The organism is Archangium violaceum, from assembly GCF_016887565.1.
Classification (GTDB): domain Bacteria; phylum Myxococcota; class Myxococcia; order Myxococcales; family Myxococcaceae; genus Archangium; species Archangium violaceum_B.
Genome location: NZ_CP069396.1, coordinates 2,358,943 through 2,382,097 on the forward strand (window position 1 = coordinate 2,358,943; position 23,155 = coordinate 2,382,097).

The 23,155-nt window shown below is 72.5% G+C and carries 1 protein-coding gene and 1 pseudogene; both read left to right on the plus strand.

The genetic code is table 11. The features are described 5' to 3' along the window. Positions 1 to 135: 135 nt before the first annotated feature. A complete protein-coding gene (locus JRI60_RS09925) occupies positions 136 to 8,586 on the plus strand; it encodes a non-ribosomal peptide synthetase (protein WP_204225600.1) in 8,451 nt (2,816 codons plus the stop codon). Further along, positions 8,579 to 23,155, plus strand: a pseudogene (locus JRI60_RS09930) (non-ribosomal peptide synthetase/type I polyketide synthase); the annotation flags it as partial. The gene JRI60_RS09925 and the pseudogene JRI60_RS09930, both read left to right, overlap by 8 nt.

The following is a 23,155-nucleotide window of genomic DNA, read 5'->3' on the forward strand; positions in this document are numbered from 1 at the left end:
CGGGGGCTCATGTGGTTGCCGAACGCATGAGTGGAGGGCAAGCGAGTTCTGTTGGGTGGTGAGCAGTTTCTGCCATAGTTCCAGGCTTTCTGGCTCCCGGGCCCCCCGGTAAAGCCCGGCCACCGAGGAACTTGGATGAGTGCCCCCCGCTTCCCCGCAGGCAGCACCTCGAATGCGCAGCTGGCTGGACGTACGGCGTCGGAGCTCCAGATCGCGCCGACGTCGTTGGAGGCCACGGTGTCCTGGCTGGTGTCGCGGCTCGCCTCGCATCTGAAGATGCGCCCGGAGTCGATCCGGCCGGAGGAGCCCGTCTCGCGCTATGGCATGGACTCGCTGGCCGCCATCGAGCTGTCGTACGAGCTCGAGAAGGGCCTGGGGGTGGAGCTGCCCATCGGGCTGCTGCTGTCGGGACCGAGCGCCGCCGAGCTGGCGCGACACATCGTCGAGGCGCGGGAGGGGACGGCCCGGGCTCCCATCCCCCGCGGTCCGCGGGAGAGCGGGCCGGCACCGATGTCCTCCGCCCAGCAGCGGATGTGGTTCCTCCACCAGCTCGAGCCTGGCAGCCCCGTCCACCACATCCCCGCCGCCGTCCGCTTCACGGGCGCGCTGGAGGTGTCCGCCCTGGAGCGCGCCCTCGCCGAGGTGGTGCGGCGCCACGAGCCCCTGCGCACCACCCTCGCCGAGGAGGACGGGACGCCCGTGCAGCGCGTCCTGCCGTCCGCCCAGGTGTCGCTGCCGGTGGTGGACCTGCGGGCACTGCCCGAGGTGGAGCGCGAGGCCGAGCTGCGCCTCCGTCTCCAGGAAGAGGCGCGTCGCCCGTTCGACCTGGAGCACGGCCTCCCGCTGCGCCTCCTGCTGCTGCGGACGGGTGAGCAGGCGCACGTGCTGCTCGTGGTGGTGCACCACCTCGCCACGGACGGCTGGTCCATGGGCCTGCTCGTGCGCGAAGTGTCGGCGCTCTACGCGGCCTTCCTCTCCGGAGCCGTCCCCTCGCTGCCGGAGCCGCCGGTGCGGTACGTGGACTTCTCGGCCTGGCAGCACGAGTGGTCGCGGGGAAAGGCGCTGGCCTCACAGCTGGCCTGGTGGCGCCGCCAGCTCGCGGGCGCCCCCGCGGTGCTGGAGCTGCCGGGGGATGCGCCGCGCCCGCCGGTGCGCTCCATGCGCGGGGAGCGGCTGCCCGTCCACCTGCCCGCGGCCCTCTCCGAGGCCGTCCGTGCCCTGGGCCGGCGCGAGGGCGTGACGCCCTTCATGGTGCTGCTCGCCGCCTTCCAGACGCTGCTCCACCGCTACTCGGGCCAGGAGGACCTCTGCGTGGGCTCTCCCGTGGCCGGCCGGCCGCGCGCCGAGCTGGAGGGGCTCATCGGCCTCTTCATCAACACCCTTGTGCTGCGCACGCGCGTGTCCGGGACGCTGTCCTTCCGGGAGCTGCTCGCCCGCGTGCGCGAGGTGACGCACGGCGCCTACGCCAACCAGGACGTGCCCTTCGAGATGCTGGTGCAGGAGCTGCAACCGGCGCGCTCGCGCAGCCACTCACCCCTCTTCCAGGTGATGCTCACCCTCCTGCCCTCGCCCGCGGAGGCTCCCGTGTTGCCGGGGCTCGCCTCGCGTCTGGAGGACGTGCACACCGGCACCGCGATGTATGACCTGACGCTCACCCTGGGCCCGGGCCGCGATGGGTTGGTGGGGTGGCTCGAGTACAGCACCGACCTCTTCCACGCCTCCACCGCCGCGCGGATGGTGACGCACCTGCGGGTGCTGCTCGAGGCCGCCGTGGCCAACCCCGGACAGCGGCTCTCCCTGCTGCCGCTGATGCCCGAAGTGGAGCGGCGTCAGGTGCTGGTGGAGTGGAACTCCACTCGCGGGCCCCATGTGGCGGCCAGCCTCCCCGCGCAGCTGCGGGCCCAGGCCGAGCGCACGCCGGACGCGGTGGCGCTGGTGCACGGCGGCACGCGCCTCACCTACCGGGCGCTGCGGCGCCGGGTGTGCGCGCTGGCGCTCGAGCTGCGGGCGCGGGGCGTGGGGCCGGAGGTGGTGGTGGGGCTGTGCGCGCGGCGCTCGGTGGAGATGGTGGTGGGGCTGCTGGCCATCCTGGAGGCCGGCGGCGCCTGGCTGCCGTTGGACCCCAGCTACCCCGCGGAGCGTCTGGCCTTCATGCTGGAGGACTCCGGAGCCCGCCTGGTCCTCACCCAGCGCGAGCTGGTGGGCGTGCTGCCCGTCGACGCGGCGCGCACCGTGTTGCTGGACGCGCAGGAGGGCCCTCCCACCGAGGCCGAGCAGGGCCCCGGGAGTGGCTCGAGCCCGGAGCACCTGGCCTACGTGCTCTACACCTCGGGCTCCACGGGCAGGCCCAAGGGCGTGGCGGTGCAGCAGCGCAACGTCGCCCACTTCTTCGCGGCCATGGACGAGCGCGTCCCCCAGGGGCCCTCGCCCATCTGGTTGGCGGTGACCAGCATCAGCTTCGACATCAGCGTCCTCGAGCTGGTGTGGACGCTGGCCCGCGGCTTCCAGGTGGTGCTCGGTGAAGGGGTGGACATCGGCGAGCTGCTCGCCCTCATCCGCCAGCACGGGGTGACCCACCTGCAGGGCACTCCGTCGCTCATGGGGCGGCTGCTGCGAGAGCCGGAGGCCGAGGCGCGTCTGGCGTCCCTGCGCTGCCTGCTGGTGGGCGGCGAGGCCCTGCCGGCCACGCTCGCCGGAGCGCTGCACCGGCTGGCTCCCGGCCGGCTGCTCAACATGTACGGCCCCACGGAGACCACTGTCTGGTCCTCCACGCACCGGGTGGGAGAGGGCGAGTCGCCCGTGCCCATCGGCACGCCCATCCCCTACACGGAGCTGTACGTCCTGGACGGGCACCTGCGGCCGGTGCCCATCGGAGTGCCCGGAGAGCTGTTCATCGGCGGCGCCGGCGTCGTCCGGGGCTACCTGGGCAGGCCGGAGCTGACGGCGGAGCGCTTCGTGCCGGATCCGTTCCGAGGGGAGCGCGGGGCGAGGTTGTATCGGACGGGAGACCGGGCGCGGTGGAGGGCGGACGGGACGGTGGAGTTCCTGGGCCGCCTGGACCATCAGGTGAAGGTGCGCGGCCACCGCATCGAGGTGGGCGAGGTGGAGGCGGCGCTGGCGCTGCACCCGGCCGTGCAGGCCGCCGTGGTGGCCGCCCGCGAGGACGTGCCGGGAGAGACGCGGCTGGTGGCGTATGCCGTCGCCCGGCCGGGGCAGGCGCTCGAGGAGGGCGCGCTGCGCGAGTGCGTGCTGAGGCGGTTGCCGGAGTACATGGTGCCGTCGGCCTTCGTGGTGCTGGAGGCGCTGCCGCTCACGCCCAACGGGAAGGTGGATCGCAAGGCCCTGCCAGCTCCCCGGGACGCGGGGCTGGAGCCGCGGCGGGAGTACGTGGCGCCGCGCACCGAGGCGGAGCGCACGCTGGCCGAGGTGTGGGCCCAGGTGCTGGGGCGGGAGCAGGTGGGCGTCCACGACAACTTCTTCGAGCTGGGCGGTGACTCCGTCCTCGGTCTGCGGGTGGTGGCGGGCGCGCGGCGGCGCGGGCTGGACGTGACGGCGAAGCTGCTGTTCCTGAAGCAGACGGTGGCGGAGCTGGCGGCGGAGGTGGGGGCGGCGAGTGGGGTGCCGCAAGCGCCGCGAGGGCCGATGGCGCTGGCGCCCGCCCAGCGGCAGGTCCTCGAGGGACTGCTGGGGGGCTGGGAGAGCGTGGAGGACGTGTATCCGCTCTCGCACCTGCAGCAGGGGCTGTTGTTCCACGCGCGGATGGAGCCGGAGAGCGGGGCGTACGTGGAGCAGCTCTCCTGGGTGGCGCGGGGGCTGCGGGTGGAGGCGCTCCGCAAGGCGTGGGAGCACGTGGTGGCGCGGATGGAGGTGCTGCGGACGGGCTTCGCGTGGGAGGGGCTGGAGGAGCCGCTGCAGGTGGTGCACCGGAAGGTGGAGGTGCCCTGGGAGGAGCGGGACTGGAGGGGCCTGTCCGCACCGGAGCAGGAGCGCAGGGCGCGGGAGTACCTGCGGGAGGATGGCCGCCGGGGCTTCGAGCCGGGGCGGGCTCCGCTGATGCGGATGGCGGTGATGCGGGTGGCGGAGGATGCCTGGCAGTGCGTCTGGAGCTACCACCACCTGCTGCTGGACGGGTGGAGCCTGGCGCTGGTGGTGCGCGAGCTCCTCACCGCGTACGAGGCCCTGCTCGCGGGCTCGGAGGTGGAGGGGAGCACGCGTCCGCCCTTCCGTGAGTACATCGCCTGGCTGGGCCGCCAGGAGCCGCGCGCCGCCGAGTCCTTCTGGCGCCAGGAGCTGGCGGGGTTTGGCGAGCCGACGCCGCTGCCGGAGCAGAAGACGCTCCCCTCGGCCCCGGGCACGTGGGAGCAGCACGAGATGGAGCTGCGGCTCTCCGCCTCGGACACCTCGGCGCTTGTCGCCTTCGCGCGACGGCACCAGCTGACGCTCAACACCCTCGTGCAGGCCGCATGGGCGCTGGTGCTGGGCCGCTATGCGTCCTCGGACGACGTGGTGTTCGGGAGCGCCGTGGCCAGCAGGCCTCCGGAGCTCGAGGGCGTGGAGCGGATGGTGGGGCTGCTCATCAACTCGCTGCCGGTGCGCGTGCGCCTGCCCCCCACCCAGCCGGTGCTGGCGTGGTTGAAGGACTTCCAGGCGCACCAGTCCGAGGTGCGCCAGCACGAGCACCTGTCGCTGGCCCAGGTGCAGTCCTGGTGCGAGGTGCCTCGGGGCTCGCCCCTCTTCGAGAGCTTCCTCGTCTTCGAGAACTACCTGCTGGACGCCTCGCTGGCGCGCCGGGCGGAGGCCCTGGGGTGGGGGAGCATGTCGTGGCGGGAGCGCTCGAACTATCCGCTCCTGGCCACCATCATTCCCCAGGAGGAGCTCCAGCTGAAGCTGACGTACGACATCCGGCGCTTCGATGAGGAGGGAATCTCCCGGGTGCTGGAGTACTGGCGGCGGGCCCTGACGTCGCTGGCGGCGAGCCCCGAGTCGCGGGTGCGCGAGGTGTCGCTGCTGACGGAGGAGGAGCGGCACCGGCTGGTGGTGGAGTGGAACGACACCCGGTACGACTTCTCCCGGGAGCGCTGCATCCACGAGCTCATCGCGGAGCACGCACGGAGCACGCCGGACGCCCAGGCGCTGGAGTACGAGGGGCAGCGGCTGACGTATCGCGAGCTGGACCAGCGCGCCAATCAGCTGGCGCACCACCTGCGCGGCCTGGGCGTGGGGCCCGAGGTCCGGGTGGGCCTGTGCCTGGACCGCACCCATGAGTGGGTGGTGGCGATGCTGGGCATCCTCAAGGCCGGTGGCGCCTGGGTGGCGCTGGAGTCCAGCCATCCCAGGGATCGGCTGGCCTACGTGCTGGCCGACTCCAGCGCGCAGGTGCTCGTCACCCAGGAGTCCCTGCTCGAGAAGCTGTCGTCCTTCGAGGGGCATCGGCTGGTCGTGGACACGCAGGCGGAGGAGCTCTCCCGGTGGCCCGTGACGGCGCCCGAGGTGCGCGTCGACCCGGACTCCCTGGCCTACATCATCTACACCTCGGGCAGCACGGGACGGCCCAAGGGGACGCTGCTGGCGCACCTGGGCCTGCACAACATGGGCTGGGCGTCGTCGCGGGCCCACGGGTTGACCTCGAAGGATCGGGCGCTGCAGTTCGCGTCCGCGTCCTTCGATGTCTCCGTGTACGAGGTGTTCTCCATCCTGCTGGTGGGGGGCTGCCTGGTGCTGGCCCCCCGGGAGAAGGCACTGCCGAACACGCCGCTGCGCACGCTGCTGGAGTCGGCGGAGATCACCACGATGATGGCGACTCCCACGCTGCTGGGGCAGCTGGAGGCGCACGGGCTGCCCAGGCTGAAGACGGTCATCACCGTGGGCGAGGCCTGCCCGCCCGAGCTGGTGCGGCGCTGGGGCCAGGACCACACCCTGCTCAACGGCTATGGGCCGACGGAGGTGACGGTGTGCGCCACCGTCTCCCCGAGACCGATGTCCGCCGAGCGGGTCACCATCGGCAGGGCCTGGGGCAACATGCAGGTGTACGTGCTGGACCGCTTCCTGCGCCCGGTGCCCATCGGGGTGCCCGGAGAGCTGTACGCCGCGGGCCTGGGGGTGGCGCGTGGCTATCTGGGACGGCCGGAGCTGACCGCCGAGCGCTTCGTGCCCAACCCCTTCGGCCCGCCGGGCTCGCGGATGTACCGGACGGGAGACCGGGTGCGCTGGTTGCCGGAGGGAGAGGTGGAGTACCTCGGGCGCCTGGACTCGCAGCTGAAGGTGCGCGGCATGCGGGTGGAGTTGGGGGAGGTGCAGGCGGTGCTGGCGAGCTACCCGGGGCTGCGCGACGTGGCCGTGGTGCCGAGGTCGGACGTCGTCCCGGGCGAGCTGCGGCTGGTGGCGTACCTGGTGGCGGCGCAAGGAGAGGGGCCATCCTTCACGGAGCTGCGCGCCTTCCTCCGCGAGCGGCTTCCCGACTACATGGTGCCGACCGCCTTCGTGATGCTGCCGGCCCTCCCGCTGAATCCGAGCGGCAAGTTGGATGCGCGTGCGCTGCCGGCACCCTCCACGGTACAGCCGAAGTCCGAGGACGAGCGCGTCTCGCGGAGCAGCGACACCGAGAAGCGGCTGGCCAGCATCTGGTCCGAGCTGCTGCAGGTGGAGCGTCCCAGCCCTCGAGATGACTTCTTCGCGATGGGCGGCCACTCGCTGAGCGCCACCCGGTTCCTCTCGCGCATCCGTGCCGAGTTCGAGGTGGAGCTGCCCCTCAGCACCATCTTCGAGAGTCCGACCCTGGCGCAGCTCACCGCCCGCATCGAGTCGGTCCGGTCCGCGCGAGCCCTGGGCGTGCGGCCCCCCGTCACGCGCCGTCCCCGGGAGGGCGATGTCTTCCCGCTCTCGTTCGCGCAGCAGCGGCTGTGGTTCCTGGATCAGCTGCTGCCGGGCAGCTCCACCTACAACATCCCCGCGGCCGTGAGGATGGAGGGCGTGCTCGACGTGGGCGCGCTGGGGCGCTGCTTCGAGGAGCTGGTGCGTCGCCACGAGTCCCTGCGCACCGTCCTGCGCGCGGAGGGGGCCTCCTCCGTCCAGGTCATCCTCCCTCCGGAGCCGCTGGCGCTGTCCGTCCAGGACGTGTCGGCGCTGCCGGCCGAGGCGCGCGCGGCGGAGGTGCGGCGGCTGGCGGTGGAGGAGGCCCGGCGTCCGTTCGACCTGGCGCGAGGCCCGCTGCTGCGCGCCTCGCTGCTGCGGCTGGGCGAGCGCGAGCACGTGCTGCTGCTGACCCTGCACCACATCGTGTCCGACGAGTGGTCGATGCGGGTGCTGGTGCGGGAGGTGGAGGCGTTGTACGGGGCCCAGGTGGAGGGGAAGGTGTCGGGGCTGGCGGAGCTGGAGGTCCAGTACGCGGACTACACGCTCTGGCAGCGGGAGTGGTTGCAGGGGCCCGTGTTGGAGGAGCAGGTGGCCTGGTGGCGGCGCCAGTTGGAGGGGACACCTCCTCTATTGAAGCTGCCCACGGACAGACCTCGGCCACCGATGCCGAGCCATCGGGGTGACTGCCGCACGGTGTCGCTCTCCCCGGAGCTCCACGCGCGGTTGAAGGCGCTGGGACAGCGCGAGGGCCTGTCGACCTTCATGGTGCTGCTGGCGGGCTTCCAGGTCCTGCTGGCGCGTGAGTCGGGCCAGGAGGACATCTGCGTGGGAGCGCCCATCTCCGGGCGTCACCAGCGCGAGCTGGAGGGACTCATCGGCTTCTTCGTCAACACGCTGGCGCTGCGCACCCGGCTGTCGGCGGAGCTGAGCTTCCGTGAGCTGCTGGGGCGCGTGCGCGAGGTGGTGCTGGGCGCGTACGCGCACCAGGACGTGCCCTTCGAGCGGCTGGTGGAGGAGCTCAAGCCGACGCGCACCTTGAGCTACTCGCCGCTGTTCCAGGTGATGCTGAACTTCCAGCAGGAGGAGATGGGCCCGCGGGAGCTCCCCGGGCTGAAGCTGGAGTCGCTGACGGTGGAGGAGTGGCCAGCGAAGTTCGACCTGGTGCTGACGTTCGTGGAGTCCGAGGAGGGACTGCGGGCCTCGCTGGTGTACAGCACGGACCTGTTCGACGCCTCCACCGCGACCCGCCTGCTGGAGCAGCTCGGCGCGTTGCTGGAACGGGCCGTCGCGGAACCGGAGACGCGGCTGTCCGAGCTGGGCGTCCTCCCCGCCTCGGAGCGCCCGCCGGAAGAGGTGCCGGCCGTCGTCGAGGAGCCACAGCGCGTCTTCGTCGAGCCGAGCACTCCCCTGGAGCAGCAGCTGGCCGCCGTCTGGGCGCAGGCCCTGGGGCGGGAGCGGGTGGGCATGCACGAGCATTTCTTCGAGGAGCTCGGGGGCAGCTCGCTGACGGCGCTGCGGGTGGCCAACCACCTGCGCGAGGCGCTGCGGCGGGAGGTTCCCGTGATGTGGCTCTTCGAGCATCCGACAATTCACGAGCTGGTCCAACGCATCGCCCGGGAAGACGCACCGTCCCCGGCGGCGAAGGCCGGGCAGAGCGCACAAGAACGAGCCCAGGGACGCAATCAAGTCCTGGCGGGTCTGCGGGGCAAGGGAAAGAAGGGCGGCAATGTCTGAGTTCGAGTCGATGGAGTTCTCCGAGGGAGACATCGCGGTCATCGGTATGTCGGGGCGCATGCCCGGGGCGCGCTCGCTGGGGTCCTTCTGGCGCAACCTGCGCGAGGGCGTCGAGTCCATCTCCCGCTTCTCCCCCGAGGAGCTGGAGCCCATGCCCGGTCTGCCCGCCGACCCCTGGAAGCACCCCGGCTTCGTCCCCGCCGGCGCGGTGCTCGAGGGCATCGAGCTGTTCGACCACGACTTCTTCGACATCCCCCTGCGCGAGGCGCAGTGGATGGATCCCCAGCAGCGGCTCTTCCTCCAGTGCGCCTGGGCCGCGTTGGAGGACGCCGGTCACGTGCCCGAGCGCTTCGAGGGGAAGATCTCCCTCTACGCGGGCTCGTCCCTCTCGGGCCACCTGCCGAGGGTGCTGGGCGCCGTGTCCCAGGACCCGGCCACGTTCTTCGACGTGAGCGCCACCACCACCCACCAGAACGTGTCCTCGAAGACGTCCTACAAGCTGGGCCTCACCGGCGAGAGCGTCCTCGTCTACACCGCGTGCTCCACCGGCCTGGTCGCCATCCACCTCGCCTGCCAGAGCCTCCTGTTGCGCCAGTCCGACATGGCCCTGGCCGGTGCCACCAAGGTGCCCGTGCCCCATCGCACCGGCTACCTCTACCAGGAGGGGATGATCCACTCCCCGGACGGGCACTGCCGCGCCTTCGATGCCCGTGCCCAGGGGACGGTGAGCGGTAGCGGCGTGGGCGTGGTGGTGCTCAAGCGCCTGGCGGACGCCGTGCGTGACGGAGACCATGTCTATGCCGTCATCAAGGGCTCGGCCATCAACAACGATGGTCAGCTCAAGTCGGGTTACACCGCCCCCAGCGTGCAGGGGCAGGCCGCCGTCATCGAGCAGGCCATGGCCTACGCCGGCGTGGAGCCGGCGGAGATCGACTATGTCGAAGCCCATGGCACCGGCACCCCGCTGGGCGACCCCATCGAAGTGGCCGCCCTCATGCGCGCCTTCGGGCTGGGCCCCGAGTCCCAGGGCACCTGCGTCCTCGGCTCGGTGAAGCCCAACATCGGTCACCTGGACACCGCCGCGGGCGTGGCCGGCCTCATGAAGGTGGCGCTCGCCCTGCACCACGAGGAGATTCCTCCCACCCTCCACTTCGAGCGGCCCAACCCCCAGCTCGAGCTCGAGCGCGGCCCCTTCTTCGTCAACACCTCGCTCCGGCCGTGGAAGCGCAACGCCAGGCCCCGGCGCGCCGGAGTGACCTCGCTGGGCATCGGCGGCACCAACGCCCATGCCATCCTCGAGGAGGCACCGCTGTTGCCTCCCAGCAAGCCGAGCTCGCGCCCCCAGCAGCTCGTCCTCCTCTCCGCGCGCTCGGCCAGCGCGCTGGAGGCCGCCACGCAGGAGCTGGCCTCGCACGTGGAGGCCCACCCGGAGCTGAAGCTGGCGGACGTGGCCTTCACCCGGGCCGTGGGACGCAAGGGCTTCGAGCACCGGCGCGCCGTGGTGGCGCGAGACGGCGCCGAGCTGGTGCGCAAGCTGCGTCAGCCGCCCGCGGCGGTGGAGCTCAAGGACGTGGCGGCCGCCCGGCTCGAGCGCGTGGCCTTCCTCTTCCCCGGCCAGGGGGCCCAGTCCCCGGGCATGGGCCGCGAGCTGTACGAGGCCGAGCCCACCTTCCGCCAGCACGTGGAGGAGTGTCTGGCCCTGCTCCAGGCTCCGCTGCGCGAGGAGGTGCGCACGCTGCTCCTCCTGGGCTCCGCCTCCCAGGAGGCCGCCGCCCGGCTCGTCTCCAACACCCGCTGCGCCCTGCCGGCGCTCTTCATCGTGGAGTACTCCCTGGCCCGGCTGTGGATGAGCTGGGGGGTGCGGCCCCATGCCTTGCTGGGACACAGCTATGGCGAGTACGTGGCCGCCTGCCTCGCCGGAGTGCTCCCCTTGGAGGACGCGCTGCGCCTGGCCGTGGCGCGCGGGCGGATGATGGGCCAGCTGCCTCCGGGGGCCATGCTCGCGGTGGGCCTGTCCGAGGCACAGGTGCGTCCGCTGCTGTCCGGTGCCCTGTCGCTGGCGGGCGTCAACGCCCCCGATCGGTGTGTCGTCTCCGGCCCCATTCCCGAGGTGGAGCGGCTGACGGAGGAGCTGAAGCGCCGGGAGGTGGGCGTGCTGCGCCTGCCCGCCACGCACGCGTTCCACTCGGCCGACGTGGAGCCCCTCATGCCCGAGCTGGCGCGTGAGGTGGCCGCGCTGCGGCGTTCCGCTCCCACCCTGCGCTACGTCTCCAGCCTCACCGGCACCTGGGCCGTTCCCGAGCAGGTGGTGCAACCGGGTTACTGGGCGGAGCAGATGCGCCAGCCCGTGCGCTTCGCCTCCGGTGTGGAGGCCCTGCTGCGCGAGGGGTGCGGCCTGCTGCTCGAGGTGGGTCCGGGGCAGGATCTCACCGCGCTCGCCAGGGCCTGCCTGGGTAGTTCGCGCGGCCGGGTGCGCGCCGTGCCCTCGCTGCGCCGCGCCGGGAGCTCGACCTCGGAGCATGCGGTGCTCCTGCAGTCCCTGGGCGAAATCTGGTCGCATGGGCCGGAGGTGGACTGGAAGGCCTTCTACTCCCACGAGCGCCGCTCGCGTCTGCCGCTGCCCACCTATCCCTTCGACGAGAAGCCCTGCGCCCTGCCGGAGTCCTCTTCCGCCGACAGCGCCGTCCTCGTGCCCGCGCCCCGGCTCCTGGCCGGGTCCGCGCCCGCCGTGGCCTCCACGCCCACCGTGGCCGCCGCGCCCGCCGCGCACCTGCCCGCCAGTGACATCGAGCAGCGCGTGGCCGCCCTCTGGCGCGAGCGCCTCGGGGTCGCCCACATCGGCCGCGACGACAACTTCCTCGACCTGGGTGGCAACTCGCTGATGGCCGCCCAGCTCCTCACCCAGCTCCGGGAGACCTTCGGCGTCCAGCTCCCCCTGAGCGACCTGTTCGAAGCGACCACCATCGCCACCCTGTCCGCGCGCATCGAGGCGTTGCTCGGAGCCTCGGCCGCCCAGGTCGCGCGAGCTCCCGGCCGGCACCTGCCCCTGGCGCCGCTGCCCCGCACCGGCGAGCTGCCCCTCTCCGTCGTCCAGGAGCGCGTCTGGCGCCTGGAGCAGACCGCCCCCGGTCTGACGGCCTACAACCTCCCGCTCGCGCTGCGCCTGGAGGGCCCCCTCGACGTGCCGACCCTCGAGCGTGCCATCCAGGGCATCCTCCAGCGCCACGAGTCCCTGCGCACCGTCTACGCCCGCGTGGAGGGCCGCCCGGTGCAGCGTTTCCTGCCCCACGTCCCCGCGTCCCTGCCCGTGGTGGAGCTGACGGGCTCGCGCGAGGAGCGGGAGGCCGCCGCCCCCCGTCTGGCCAGCGAGGAGGCCCGGCGTCCCTTCTCCCTGGAGGAGGGCCCCGTCCTTCGCACCACCCTGCTGCGCCTGGCGGAGGACTCGCACGTCCTGCTCGTCTCCCTCCACCACGTCGTCGGCGACACCCTCTCCCTGCTGCTCTTCGCCCGAGAGCTGGCCGTCCTCTATGAGGCCTTCCTCCAGGGGAAGCCCTCGCCGCTGCCCCCGCTGTACGTGCAGTACGCGGACTACGGCGCCTGGCAGCGCCGCGCCCTGTCCGAGGGCGTCTTCGCCGAGCAGCACGCCTGGTGGCGTCAGCGGCTCGCCGGGCTGCCCCGCCAGCTCGACCTGCCCACCGACAGGCCCCGGCCCGCGGTGGCCGATCTCACCGCCGCCGCTCGCATGCAGGTGCGCTTCCCCGCGCACGTGGCCGAGCAGCTGGCCGCCTTCAGCAAGCGCGAGGGCGTCACCTCCTTCCAGGTGCTGCTGGCCATCTGGCAGACGCTCCTGCACCGCTACAGCGGCCAGGACGACATCGTCGTCGGCACCCCCATCGCCAACCGCTCCCGCGCCGAGCTGGAGCCCCTCATGGGCTACGTGGCGCACCTGCTGGCCCTGCGCACGGACCTGTCCGGAGACCCCTCCTTCCGCGAGCTGCTCGGCCGCGTGCGCGACATGACGCTCGACGCCTACGCCCGCCCGGACGTCCCCTTCGAGCACCTCATCGGGGAGCTGCACCCCGGGCGCGACCTCGGCCGCGAGCGCGTCATGGACTCCGTCTTCATCCTGCACTCCGTCGGGGGTGAGGAGGCGCTGTCGCTCTCGGGGCTGCGCCTGTCCTCGCTGGAAGTGGCGGACGAGCAGGCGCAGTGGGGCTCCACCCTCGCGGTCCTGTCGATCGTGCTCAACGAGGGGCCCGGCCGTCTCTCCGGCGTCATCGAGTACGCCACCGAGCTCTTCGATGCCGCCCGCGTCCAGCGGATGATGGCGCACTTCCAGGTGCTGCTGGAGGCGGCCATGGCCCGGCCCGAGGAGCTCCTCTCGCGGCTGCCCCTGGCCACCGCGGAGGAGCGGCGCGCCTCGGCCCTCTCGCGTCTGGACGTCCTCGACGCGCCCACCACCCTGTCCGAGGTGCTGGCCGCCCGTGCCTCCCGCCAACCCGAGGTGGTGGCCGTGGCCCAGGGCGAGCGGCTCCTCACCTGGAGCCAGTTGCGCGAGCGCGTCCGCGGCCTGTCCGTGCGTCTGCGTGCCCTTGGCGTCCGGCCCGGAGCGCCCGTGGCCGTGTGCCTCGAGCCCTCGCCGGAGAAGCTGGTGGCCCTTTGGGCCGTGCTGGAGGCCGGTGGCGCCTGTGTGCCCGTGGGGCCCGCGGAGCTCGGCACCCTGCCGTCCTTCGCGCCCGCCGGAGCTCCCGCACCCCTGCTCCTCACCCGCCGCGGGCTGGCGGTCCCGGCGTCCCTGGAGGCCTCCCGCATCCTTTATATGGGCGAGGAAGTCGATGGGGGGTCCACCGAGGCCCCCGCCGCGGCCACGGTCCTGTCCGGCCCGGACACTCCCGCCTTCCTCCTCCCCGTCGCTGGCAAGCCGGCGTGGACGCTCACGCACCGGGGCCTCCTGCGCCTCTTCCAGGCCATGGACGAGCGGTTGAAGCCCTCGGAGGCCCGGACCTGGGTGGCGGCCTCGGAGCCCGCCGCCGAGCAGCCCGGACTGGAGCTGCTCTGGGCGCTCGGCCGGGGCCTGCGCGTCGTCTTCCCGGCGGAGCGACTCGGCTCCCGCCTGGTTCACCTGGGCAGCGGCCTCCGGGCAAGCCCCGTGGAGCTGAGCCTCTCGTTCTTCGCCAACGACGAGGACTCGCTGTCCGGGCCCAAGTACGAGTTGCTGATGGAGGGCGCGAAGTTCGCCGATGCCCACGGCTTCTCCGCCGTGTGGACGCCCGAGCGTCACTTCCACTCCTTCGGTGGCCTCTATCCCCAGCCGGCCGTGGTGGGCGCCGCGCTGGCCGCCATCACCCGGCGCCTGAAGATTCGCGCTGGCAGCGTCGTCCTCCCGCTGCATGACCCGCTCCTCGTCGCCGAGCAGTGGTCCGTGGTGGACAACATCTCCGGTGGCCGGGCGGGCGTCTCCCTGGCCAGCGGCTGGCACGTGCACGACTTCGTCTTCGCCCCGCAGAACTACGCCGACCGCAAGGCCATCATGATGCGCGAGCTCGAGACGCTGCGCTCGTTGTGGCGGGGCGAGCCGATGCGGCGCGCGGGTGGACTGGGCGAGCCCGTGGAGGTGGCCCTGCGCCCGCGTCCGGTGCAGCGCGAGCTCCCCCTGTGGATCACCGCGGCGGGCAACCCGGAGACGTTCCGGCTGGCCGGTGAGGCGGGCGTGGGGGTGCTCACCAACCTCACGCTGCACGACCTGAAGGAGCTGCCGGAGAAGATCGCCCTCTACCGCGAGGCCTGGCGGCGCAAGGGCCACGGGCCCGGGCGGGGTCACGTCACGGTGCTGATGCACACCTTCATCGGCACCGACACGCGTCAGGTGATGGAGACGGTGCGCGAGCCGTTGCTGAGCTACTTCCGTGGCTCGCTGGACATCATCGCCACGCTGCTGGCCAGCCAGGGCATCCAGGCGCAGGTGGACGCGATGAGCCAGGAGGACATCGACACGCTGGTGGCGCACGGCTTCGAGTCCTACGCGCGCGAGCGGGGCCTCATCGGCACGGTGGAGGAGGGCGTGGAGCGGCTGCGCCAGGTCGAGGCGGCGGACATCGACGAGGTGGCCTGCCTCATCGACTTCGGCGTGGAGACGAAGGGCGTGCTGGAGCACCTGCGCTACCTGGCGGAGGTGCTCAGGCTCAACGAGGAGGAGTCCGCCGGCCAGCGGGCCCGGCTCGTGGCGCAGGGAGAGGGCGCGGCCGACGAGCTGCTGGCGCTGGTGCGGGAGTCCGGAGGCGTCTACCTCCAGACGTCGGCGCGTCTGGCGCGGGCGCTCGTGGAGCGGCCCGAGGCGCGCCCGGTGCTGGGCGCGGTGCGTGGCCTCTGGTTGGACGGAGCCTCGGCGGACGTGGCCGTGGCGCTGCACCGGGAGCTGGAGGTGGAGGTGCTCCAGACGGGCCGCGTGGGCGAGGACTCGCTGATGCCTCGCGCGCCAGGAGAGCTCGTGCCCGTCGGCGTGCGGGCGCTGGTGCTGGACGAGGCCGGAGAGCCGGTGCCGGTGGGCGTGGTGGGCGAGCTGGCCCTCGAGGGCGCGGGTCTTCCCCAGGGCTCGTGGCCTCATGCCCTCCAGCCCGTGGCGCGCCTCTTCCACACTGGCCGCAGGGCCCGGTTGCGCGCGGATGGTGGCATCGAGCCGGTGGCCTCCGCCCCCCGGCGCCCGCGCTCCGAGGCGCCACGCCCCACGCGGGCCCCGGTGCCGGCTTTGGCCGAGACGCTGCCGCCTCCCATCTCGCGCGTGTCCCGCGAAGGCCCGCTGCCCCTGTCCTTCGCGCAGCAGCGCCTGTGGTACCTGCACCAGCTCGCGCCGGGCAACACCGCCTATAACAACCCCTCGGCCTTCCGCCTCACCGGGACGCTGGACGTGGGGGTGCTCCAGGCCGCGCTCGATGAGCTGGTGAATCGCCACGAGGTGCTCCGCTCGACCTTCACCCTGTCGGAGCAGGGCCCCGTCCAGGTCATCCATCCCCCCCGGACCCTGCCCATGCCCCTGGTGGAGGTGACGGGCGAGACGCCCGAGGCTCGCGAGGCCGAGCTGCTGCGGCTGTGCCGGGAGGAGACGTGCAGGCCCTTCGACCTGGAGCACGGCTCGCCCTTCCGCGCGCTGCTGCTCCGGCTCCAACCGGAAGAGCACGTGCTGTGCCTCGTGATGCACCACGCCGTCTCCGACGGGTGGACCTCGCTCGTGTTGGCGGGGGAGATGTCGGCCCTCTACACCGCCTTCGCCTCGGGGCGACCCTCGCCCCTGTCGCCCCTGCCCATCCAGTACGCCGACTATGCCGCGTGGCAGCGGCGGTGGCTGCAGGGCCCGGTGCTGGAGGCGCAGCTGGACTGGTGGAAGGAGCAGCTCGCCGGGGTGCCTCCGCTAGAGCTGCCGGTGGACAGGCCTCGCCCCGCGGTCCAGTCCCACGCGGGCGCCTGGCACTTCTTCTCCCTGCCCAAGGCCCTCTCCGAGTCGCTGCTGACGCTCGGCCGCCGCGAGGGCGCCACGCCCTACATGACGCTGCTGGCGCTCTACCAGCTGCTGCTGCACCGCTACAGCGGCCAGGAGGACTTCGCGGTGGGCTCGCCCGTCGCGGGCCGCACGCGGCCGGAGACGGAGGTCCTCATCGGATGCTTCGTCAACACGCTGGCCCTGCGGGCGAGGCTGTCGGGGAGCCCGACCTTCCGCGAGCTGCTGGGGCGGGTGAAGCGGGACGCGCTGGGGGCCTACGCCCACCAGGAGACGCCCTACGAGAGCGTGGTGGAGGCGCTGCGGTTGCCGAGGGACCTCAGCCGCTCGCCGCTGTGCCAGGTGATGATGAACCTGCACAACACGCCGGAGGTGAAGGGCGCGCTGCCGGGCATGAAGCTGGGAGGGGTGGAGGTGTCCCCGGAGGCTTCCAAGTGCGACCTGGCGCTGGAGGCGTGGGAGACGCGGGAGGGGCTGCGCTGCCGCTTCGAGTACGCCACGGCCCTCTTCGAGCCGGCCACGGTGGAGCGGATGGCGGCGCACCTGGTGTCGCTGGCGGAGTCGGTGGTGTCGGCGCCGGACGCGCGGGTGGGGGAGCTGCCCTGGCTGACGGAGGCCGAGCGGCGCCAGCTGCTGGTGGAGTGGAACGAGACGGCGGTGGAGTACCCGCGGGACACGTGCATCCACACCGCCTTCGAGGAGCAGGCCGCGCGGCGCCCCGAGGCGGTGGCGGTGGAGTTCGGTGAGCGGAAGCTGAGCTACCGGGAGCTGGACGAGCGGGCCAACCAGCTGGCGCACGTGTTGAGGGCGCACGGGGTGGGGCCGGACGTGCGGGTGGCGCTGTGCCTGGAGCGCAGCGTGGAGCTGGTGGTGTCGCTGCTGGCCATCCTCAAGGCGGGAGGCGCCTACCTGCCGCTGGATGCGTCGTACCCGGCCGAGAGACTGGCGGCGATGCTGGAGGATGGCGGTTCCGGGCTGCTGCTGACGAGCCGCGGGCTGCGCGAGCGGCTGCCAGCGGGGGACGTGCCGTGCCTGCTGGTGGAGGAGCTGGAGCTGGAGTCGCAGCCGAGGCGGGCACCCGAGAGCGGAGTGGGGGCGCGCAACCTGGCCTACGTGGACTTCACGTCGGGGAGCACGGGCCGGCCCAAGGGCGTGGCCATCGAGCATCGCTCCGTGCTCCGGCTGTTGATGGGCGTGGACTACGCGCGGCTGGGGCCGGAGGAGACGTTCCTGCTGATCGCCCCCATCTCGTTCGACGCCTCCACGCTGGAGGTCTGGGGACCGCTGCTGCACGGTGGACGGCTGGTGGTGTTCCCGCCGGAGTCACCGAGCGACGTGGAGCTGCTGGGCCAGGTGCTGGAGAGGCACGGGGTGACCACGCTGCACCTGACGGCGGGCCTGTTCACGCAGGTGGTGGATGGGCGGATGGAGATCCTCCGGGGCGTGCGGCAACTGCTGACGGGCGGAGACGTGGTGTCCGCGCCGCACGTGCGCCGTGTGCTGGAGGAGCTGAGCATCCCGGTGACGGCGTGCTACGGCCCGACGGAGGGGACGCTCTTCACCAGCTGCCACCGGATGGTGGAGGTGGCGCAGGTGGGGACGGCCGTGCCGATCGGCCGGCCCATCGGTAACACACAGGTGTACGTGCTGGATGGAGCGATGCGGCCGGTGCCGGTGGGCGTGGTGGGCGAGCTGTACGTGGGCGGAGACGGCCTGGCGCGGGGCTACCTGTCGCGGCCGGAGCAGACGGCGGAGCGCTTCGTGCCGGACCCGTTCGGCGCGGTGCCCGGGGAGCGGCTGTACCGCACGGGGGACTCGGTGCGGTGGAGGGCGGACGGGGTGCTGGAGTTCCTGGGCCGCCGGGACGAGCAGGTGAAGGTGCGCGGCTTCCGCATCGAGCTGGCGGAGGTGGAGGGCGCGCTGCTGGCGCAGCCGGAGGTGAAGGAGGCGGTGGTGGTGGCGCGCGGCGAGGGCGCGGGGGACAAGCGGCTGGTGGCCTATGTGGTGGGCCATGGCGCGCGAGTGGACGTGGCGGGGTTGCGCGGGGCGCTCGGGACGCGGCTGCCGGAGTACATGGTGCCCTCGGCCATCGTGGTGCTGGAGGCCCTGCCGCTGACGGCGAACGGGAAGGTGGACCGCAAGGCGCTGCCGGCCCCGGATAGCGCGAGGCCGGAGCTGGCGCGGGAGTACGTGGAGCCGCGGACGGAGGTGGAGCGGGTGTTGGCGGAGGTCTGGGCCCAGGTGCTGGGGCTGCGGCGCGTCGGGGCCCGGGACAACTTCTTCGAGCTGGGAGGCGACTCCATCCTGAGCCTGCAGGTGGTGGCGAGGGCGAGGAAGCGGGGGTTGGAGGTGACGCCCCGGCAGTTGTTCCAGAGTCAGACGGTGGCGGAGCTGGCGGCGGGGTTGGGGGAGGGCCGCGGGGAGGAGGAGCAGGAGGTGGTGGAAGGGCTGGTGCCGCTGACGCCCGCCCAGCGGCGCTTCTTCGAGCGGGAGAGAAAGAAGCCGTGGCACTTCAACCAGGCGGTGCTGGTGGAGGTGGAGCAGGGGCTGGAGGCGGGAGTGCTGGAGCGGGCGTTGGGCGCGGTGGTGGCGCGCCACGAGACGCTGCGCATGCGCTACGCGCGGGAGGGCGGCGAGTGGACGCAGCGCGTGGTGGGGGTGGAGGAGGCGGGGCGGGTGGAGCTGGAGGTGGTGGACCTGAGGGCCGTGCCCGAGGCGCGACGGGTGGAGGATCTGGAGGCGCGGGCCGCGCGGGTGCAGGGCGGGCTGGACCTGGAGAAGGGGCCGTCGTTGAGGGCGGCCCTGTTCGAGCTGGGTGGGAAGGGCAGACGGCTGCTGGTGGTCATCCACCACCTGCTGGTGGACGGGGTGTCGTGGCGGGTGCTGCTGGAGGACCTGGAGCGGGCGTGTGAGCAGGTGGAGCGGGGCGAGGCGGTGGAGCTGGGCCCGAGGACGGCCTCGTACCGGAAGTGGGCGCGCCGGCTGGAGGAATACGCGAAGCAGCTGGAGACGGAGGAGCTCGCGTACTGGGAGGAGGAGGGGCGGAAGGAAGTGGATGCGCTGCCGGTGGACTTCGCGGGTGGGCGCAACGGGACGGAGCTGACGCGAGAAGTGAAGGTGGTGCTGGGGCGCGAGGAGTCGGGAGCGCTGCTGAGGGAAGCGCCGGGTGCGTACCGTGCGCGAGTGGACGAGGTGCTGCTGGCGGCGCTGGTGACGGCGCTGGGACGATGGGGTGGGCTGAAGCGGGTGCGGGTGGCGATGGAGGGGCATGGGAGGCAGGAGGAGGTGGGGCTGGACGTGCTCGGCACGGTGGGTTGGTTCACGTGTGACTACCCGGCCGTGGTGGAGGTGGCGGGAGAGGAGCCCGGTGCCTCGGTGAGGGCGGTGAAGGAGTCCCTGCGGCGGATGCCGGGCAAGGGGCTCGGGTACGGGGTGCTGCGCTACCTGGGCAGCGAGCCGGTGAAGGCGAGCCTGGGGGCGCTGCCGCGAGCGGAGGTGTTCTTCGGCTACCTGGGGCAGTTGGAAGGCGCGGCCCAGGCCGGGCGCTTCACGCTGGCGAAGGAGGGCCGCGGTCCCCTGGTGGCGGAGGGAGAGGCGCGGGGGCACCTGCTGGAGGTGTACGGGGAGATGCTGGAGGGCCGGCTGGAGGTGGCCTTCCACTACAGCGAGGGGCTGCACCGGCGGGAGAGCCTGGAGGTGCTGGCGCACTACTTCGGGCAGGCGTTGAGGAAGCTGTTGGAGGAGCGGAGCCGGCCGGAGGCGCGCCGGTGGACGGCGGTGGACTTCCCGCTGGCACGGGTGGGCCAGGCCCAGCTGGATCGGGTGCTGGGAGAGGACCTGGGCGTGGGCGTGGAGGACGTGTACCCGCTCTCGCCGATGCAGCAGGGCATGCTCTTCCATACGCTGCTCGAGCCCGGCTCGGGTGCGTACGTCATGCAGTTCTCCTGGGCCTTCCCCGTCTCCGTCGACACGTTGGCGATGAGGCGCGCCTGGAACGAGGTGGTGGCGCGCAACCCGGCGCTGCGGACGTCCTTCTCGTGGGCGGGGCTGGCCGAGCCGCTGCAGGTGGTGCACGCGCGGGCGGAGCTGCCGTGGCGGGAGCTGGACTGGCGCGGCCTGTCGCCCGAGGAGCGGAAGGCGGAGCTGGAGAAGTTCCTCGAGGAGGACCGGGCGCGGGGCTTCGAGCTGTCACGCGCGCCGCTGATGCGCATGACCCTCATCCGGCAGGAGGAGCGGGTGTACCGGCTCGTCTGGAGCCACCACCACGTGCTGCTGGACGGGTGGAGCCTCGGGGGCGTCGTGCAGGAGGCGTTCGCCCTGTACGAGGGCTTCGTCCGGGGACGGGTGCCGCCACCCGCGAGCCGCTCGCCGTTCCGCGAGTACATCGCGTGGCTGCAGAGGCAGGACGTGGCGCGCTCCGAGGGCTTCTGGCGGAGCACGCTGGCGGGCTTCTCCGCGCCCACGCCGCTGCCGGCGGACCGGAGTGGGAGTGGCGCGCGGGAGGACGAGGCGCACCGCCAGGATGACCGGGAGCTGGAGCTGTCGGCCCCGGTGACGGCGGCGCTGGAGGGACTGGCCCGGCGCAACCAGCTCACGTTGAACACGCTGGTGCAGGGGGCCTGGGCGCTGCTGCTGAGCCGCTACAGCGGCGAGTCGGACGTCGTCTTCGGAGCCACCGTCTCGGGCCGTCCGGCGGAGCTGCCGGGAGTCGAGGCCATGGTGGGCCTGTTCATCAACACCCTCCCGGTGCGCGTGCGCATGGAGCCGGGGGAGGAGCTGGTGCCATGGCTGCGGCGGCTGAGGGAGCAGGGGGTGACGCTGGGACAGTACGAGCACTGCCCGCTGGTCCGGGTGCAGGGGTGGAGCGACGTGCCCCGGGGCATGCCGCTGTTCGAGAGCCTCCTGGTCTTCGAGAACCACCCGATGGACGCCTCGCTGGGGGAGAGCGCCCGGGGCCATGAGGTGCGGGACTTCGTGGGCCGGGAGCAGCTCACCGTTCCGCTCAACCTGATCGCCTACCCGGGAGAGAGGCTGAGGCTGCGCGTCTCGTACCAGCGGACGCGCTTCTCGCGGGAGGCGATGGGGCGGCTGCTGGAGCACTGGAGGACGGTGCTGGAGGCGATGGCCACGGCCCGGCCCGGCCAGCGGCTGGGGGAGCTGGCCTGGGTGACGGAGGCCGAGCGTCGGCGGTTGCTGGTGGAGTGGAATGACACGCGGGTGGAGCGCCCGGCGGGACCAGGCCTGCACCGGTTGGTGGAGGCGCAGGTGGACCGCACGCCGGACGCGGTGGCGGTGGACTGCGAGGGGGCGCGGCTGACGTACCGGGAGCTGGACGAGAGGGCCAACCGGCTGGCGCGCCACTTGAGGACACTGGGCGTGGGGCCCGAGGTGCGCGTGGGCCTGTGCGCGGAACGCTCGCTGGAGATGGTGGTGGGCCTGCTGGGCATCCTCAAGGCCGGGGGCGCCTGGGTGCCGTTGGAGCCGATGTACCCGGCGGAGCGCCTGCGGTACATGGTGGAGGATGCCGCCGCGCCGGTGCTGCTGACCCAGCGGCGGCTGGTGGAGAAGCTGCCCGAGGAGAGCTCCCTGGCGGGTGCCAGGGTGGTGTTCCTGGACACGGGCTGGGAGGAGATTGCCCGGCACGGCGCGGAGCGCATGGAGTCGGGCGTGGTGGGCGCGAACCTGGCGTACGTCATCTACACCTCGGGGAGCACGGGCAGACCCAAGGGGGCGATGAACTCCCACGAGGCCATCTGCAACCGGCTGCTGTGGATGCAGGAGAAGTACGGGCTGGGAGTGGAGGGCAGGGTCCTCCAGAAGACGCCGTTCGGCTTCGACGTGTCGGTGTGGGAGTTCTTCTGGCCGTTGACGGTGGGCGCGCGGCTGGTGATGGCGAAGCCGGGAGGGCACCAGGACGCGGCGTACCTGGTGCGGCTCATGGCACAGGAGGGCATCACCGTGGCGCACTTCGTGCCGTCGATGCTGCAGGTGTTCCTGGAGGAGCCGGGGCTGGAGAAGCTGTCGAGCCTCCAGCGCGTCTTCAGCAGCGGAGAGGCCCTGTCGGCGGAGCTGAAGGAGCGCTGCCTGGGGAGGCTGAGGGCGGAGCTGTACAACCTGTACGGGCCCACGGAAGCGGCGGTGGAAGTGACGGCCTGGGCCTGCGAGCGAGGGGACGGGAGGCGCGCGGTGCCCATCGGGCGGCCGGTGGCCAACACGCGAATCCACATCCTGGACGCGCGACTGGAGCCCGTGCCGGTGGGAGTGGCGGGGGAGCTGTACATCGCGGGAGTGCAGGTGGGCCGGGGCTACCTGGGCAGGCCGGAGCTGACGGCGGAGCGTTTCGTGCCGGACCCGTACGGAGGGACGCCCGGAGCGAGGATGTACCGGACGGGAGACCTGGCGAGGTACCAGGAGGACGGGAGCATCGAGTACCTGGGGCGCGTGGACTTCCAGGTGAAGGTGCGAGGCTTCCGCATCGAGCTGGGAGAGGTGGAGGCGGAGCTGGAGGCCTGGCCGGCGGTACGCGAGGCGGTGGTGGTGGTGCGCGAGGACGTGCCTGGCGACAAGCGGCTGGTGGCCTACGTGGTGGGCCAGGCCGGGCAGGCGCTGGAGGTAGGGGTGCTGCGTGAGCAGCTGAAGGCGAGGCTGCCGGAGTACATGGTGCCCTCGGCCTTCGTGGTGCTGGAGGCGCTGCCGCTGTCACCCAACGGCAAGGTGGACCGCAAGGCGTTGCCAGTACCCGGCGGAGCGCAGGGGGCGCGTGAGGACACCTACGTGGCACCGCGCAACGAGCTCGAGACGGACCTCGCGCGGATCTTCGGCGAGCTCTTGCAGGTGGAGAAGGTGGGCATCCACGACGACTTCTTCGCGCTGGGTGGACACTCGCTGCTGGCCACCCAGGTCATCTCGCGCCTGCGCGATGCGCTGCAGGTGGAGGTGCCCCTGCGCAAGCTGTTCGAGTCGCCCACTGTCGCCACCTTCGCCCTGCACGTCATCGAGGCGCAGGCCGCGATGGTGGACATGTCCGAGTTCGATGCGTTGATGTCCGAGCTGGAGAAGGGGGACGCCAACGAATAG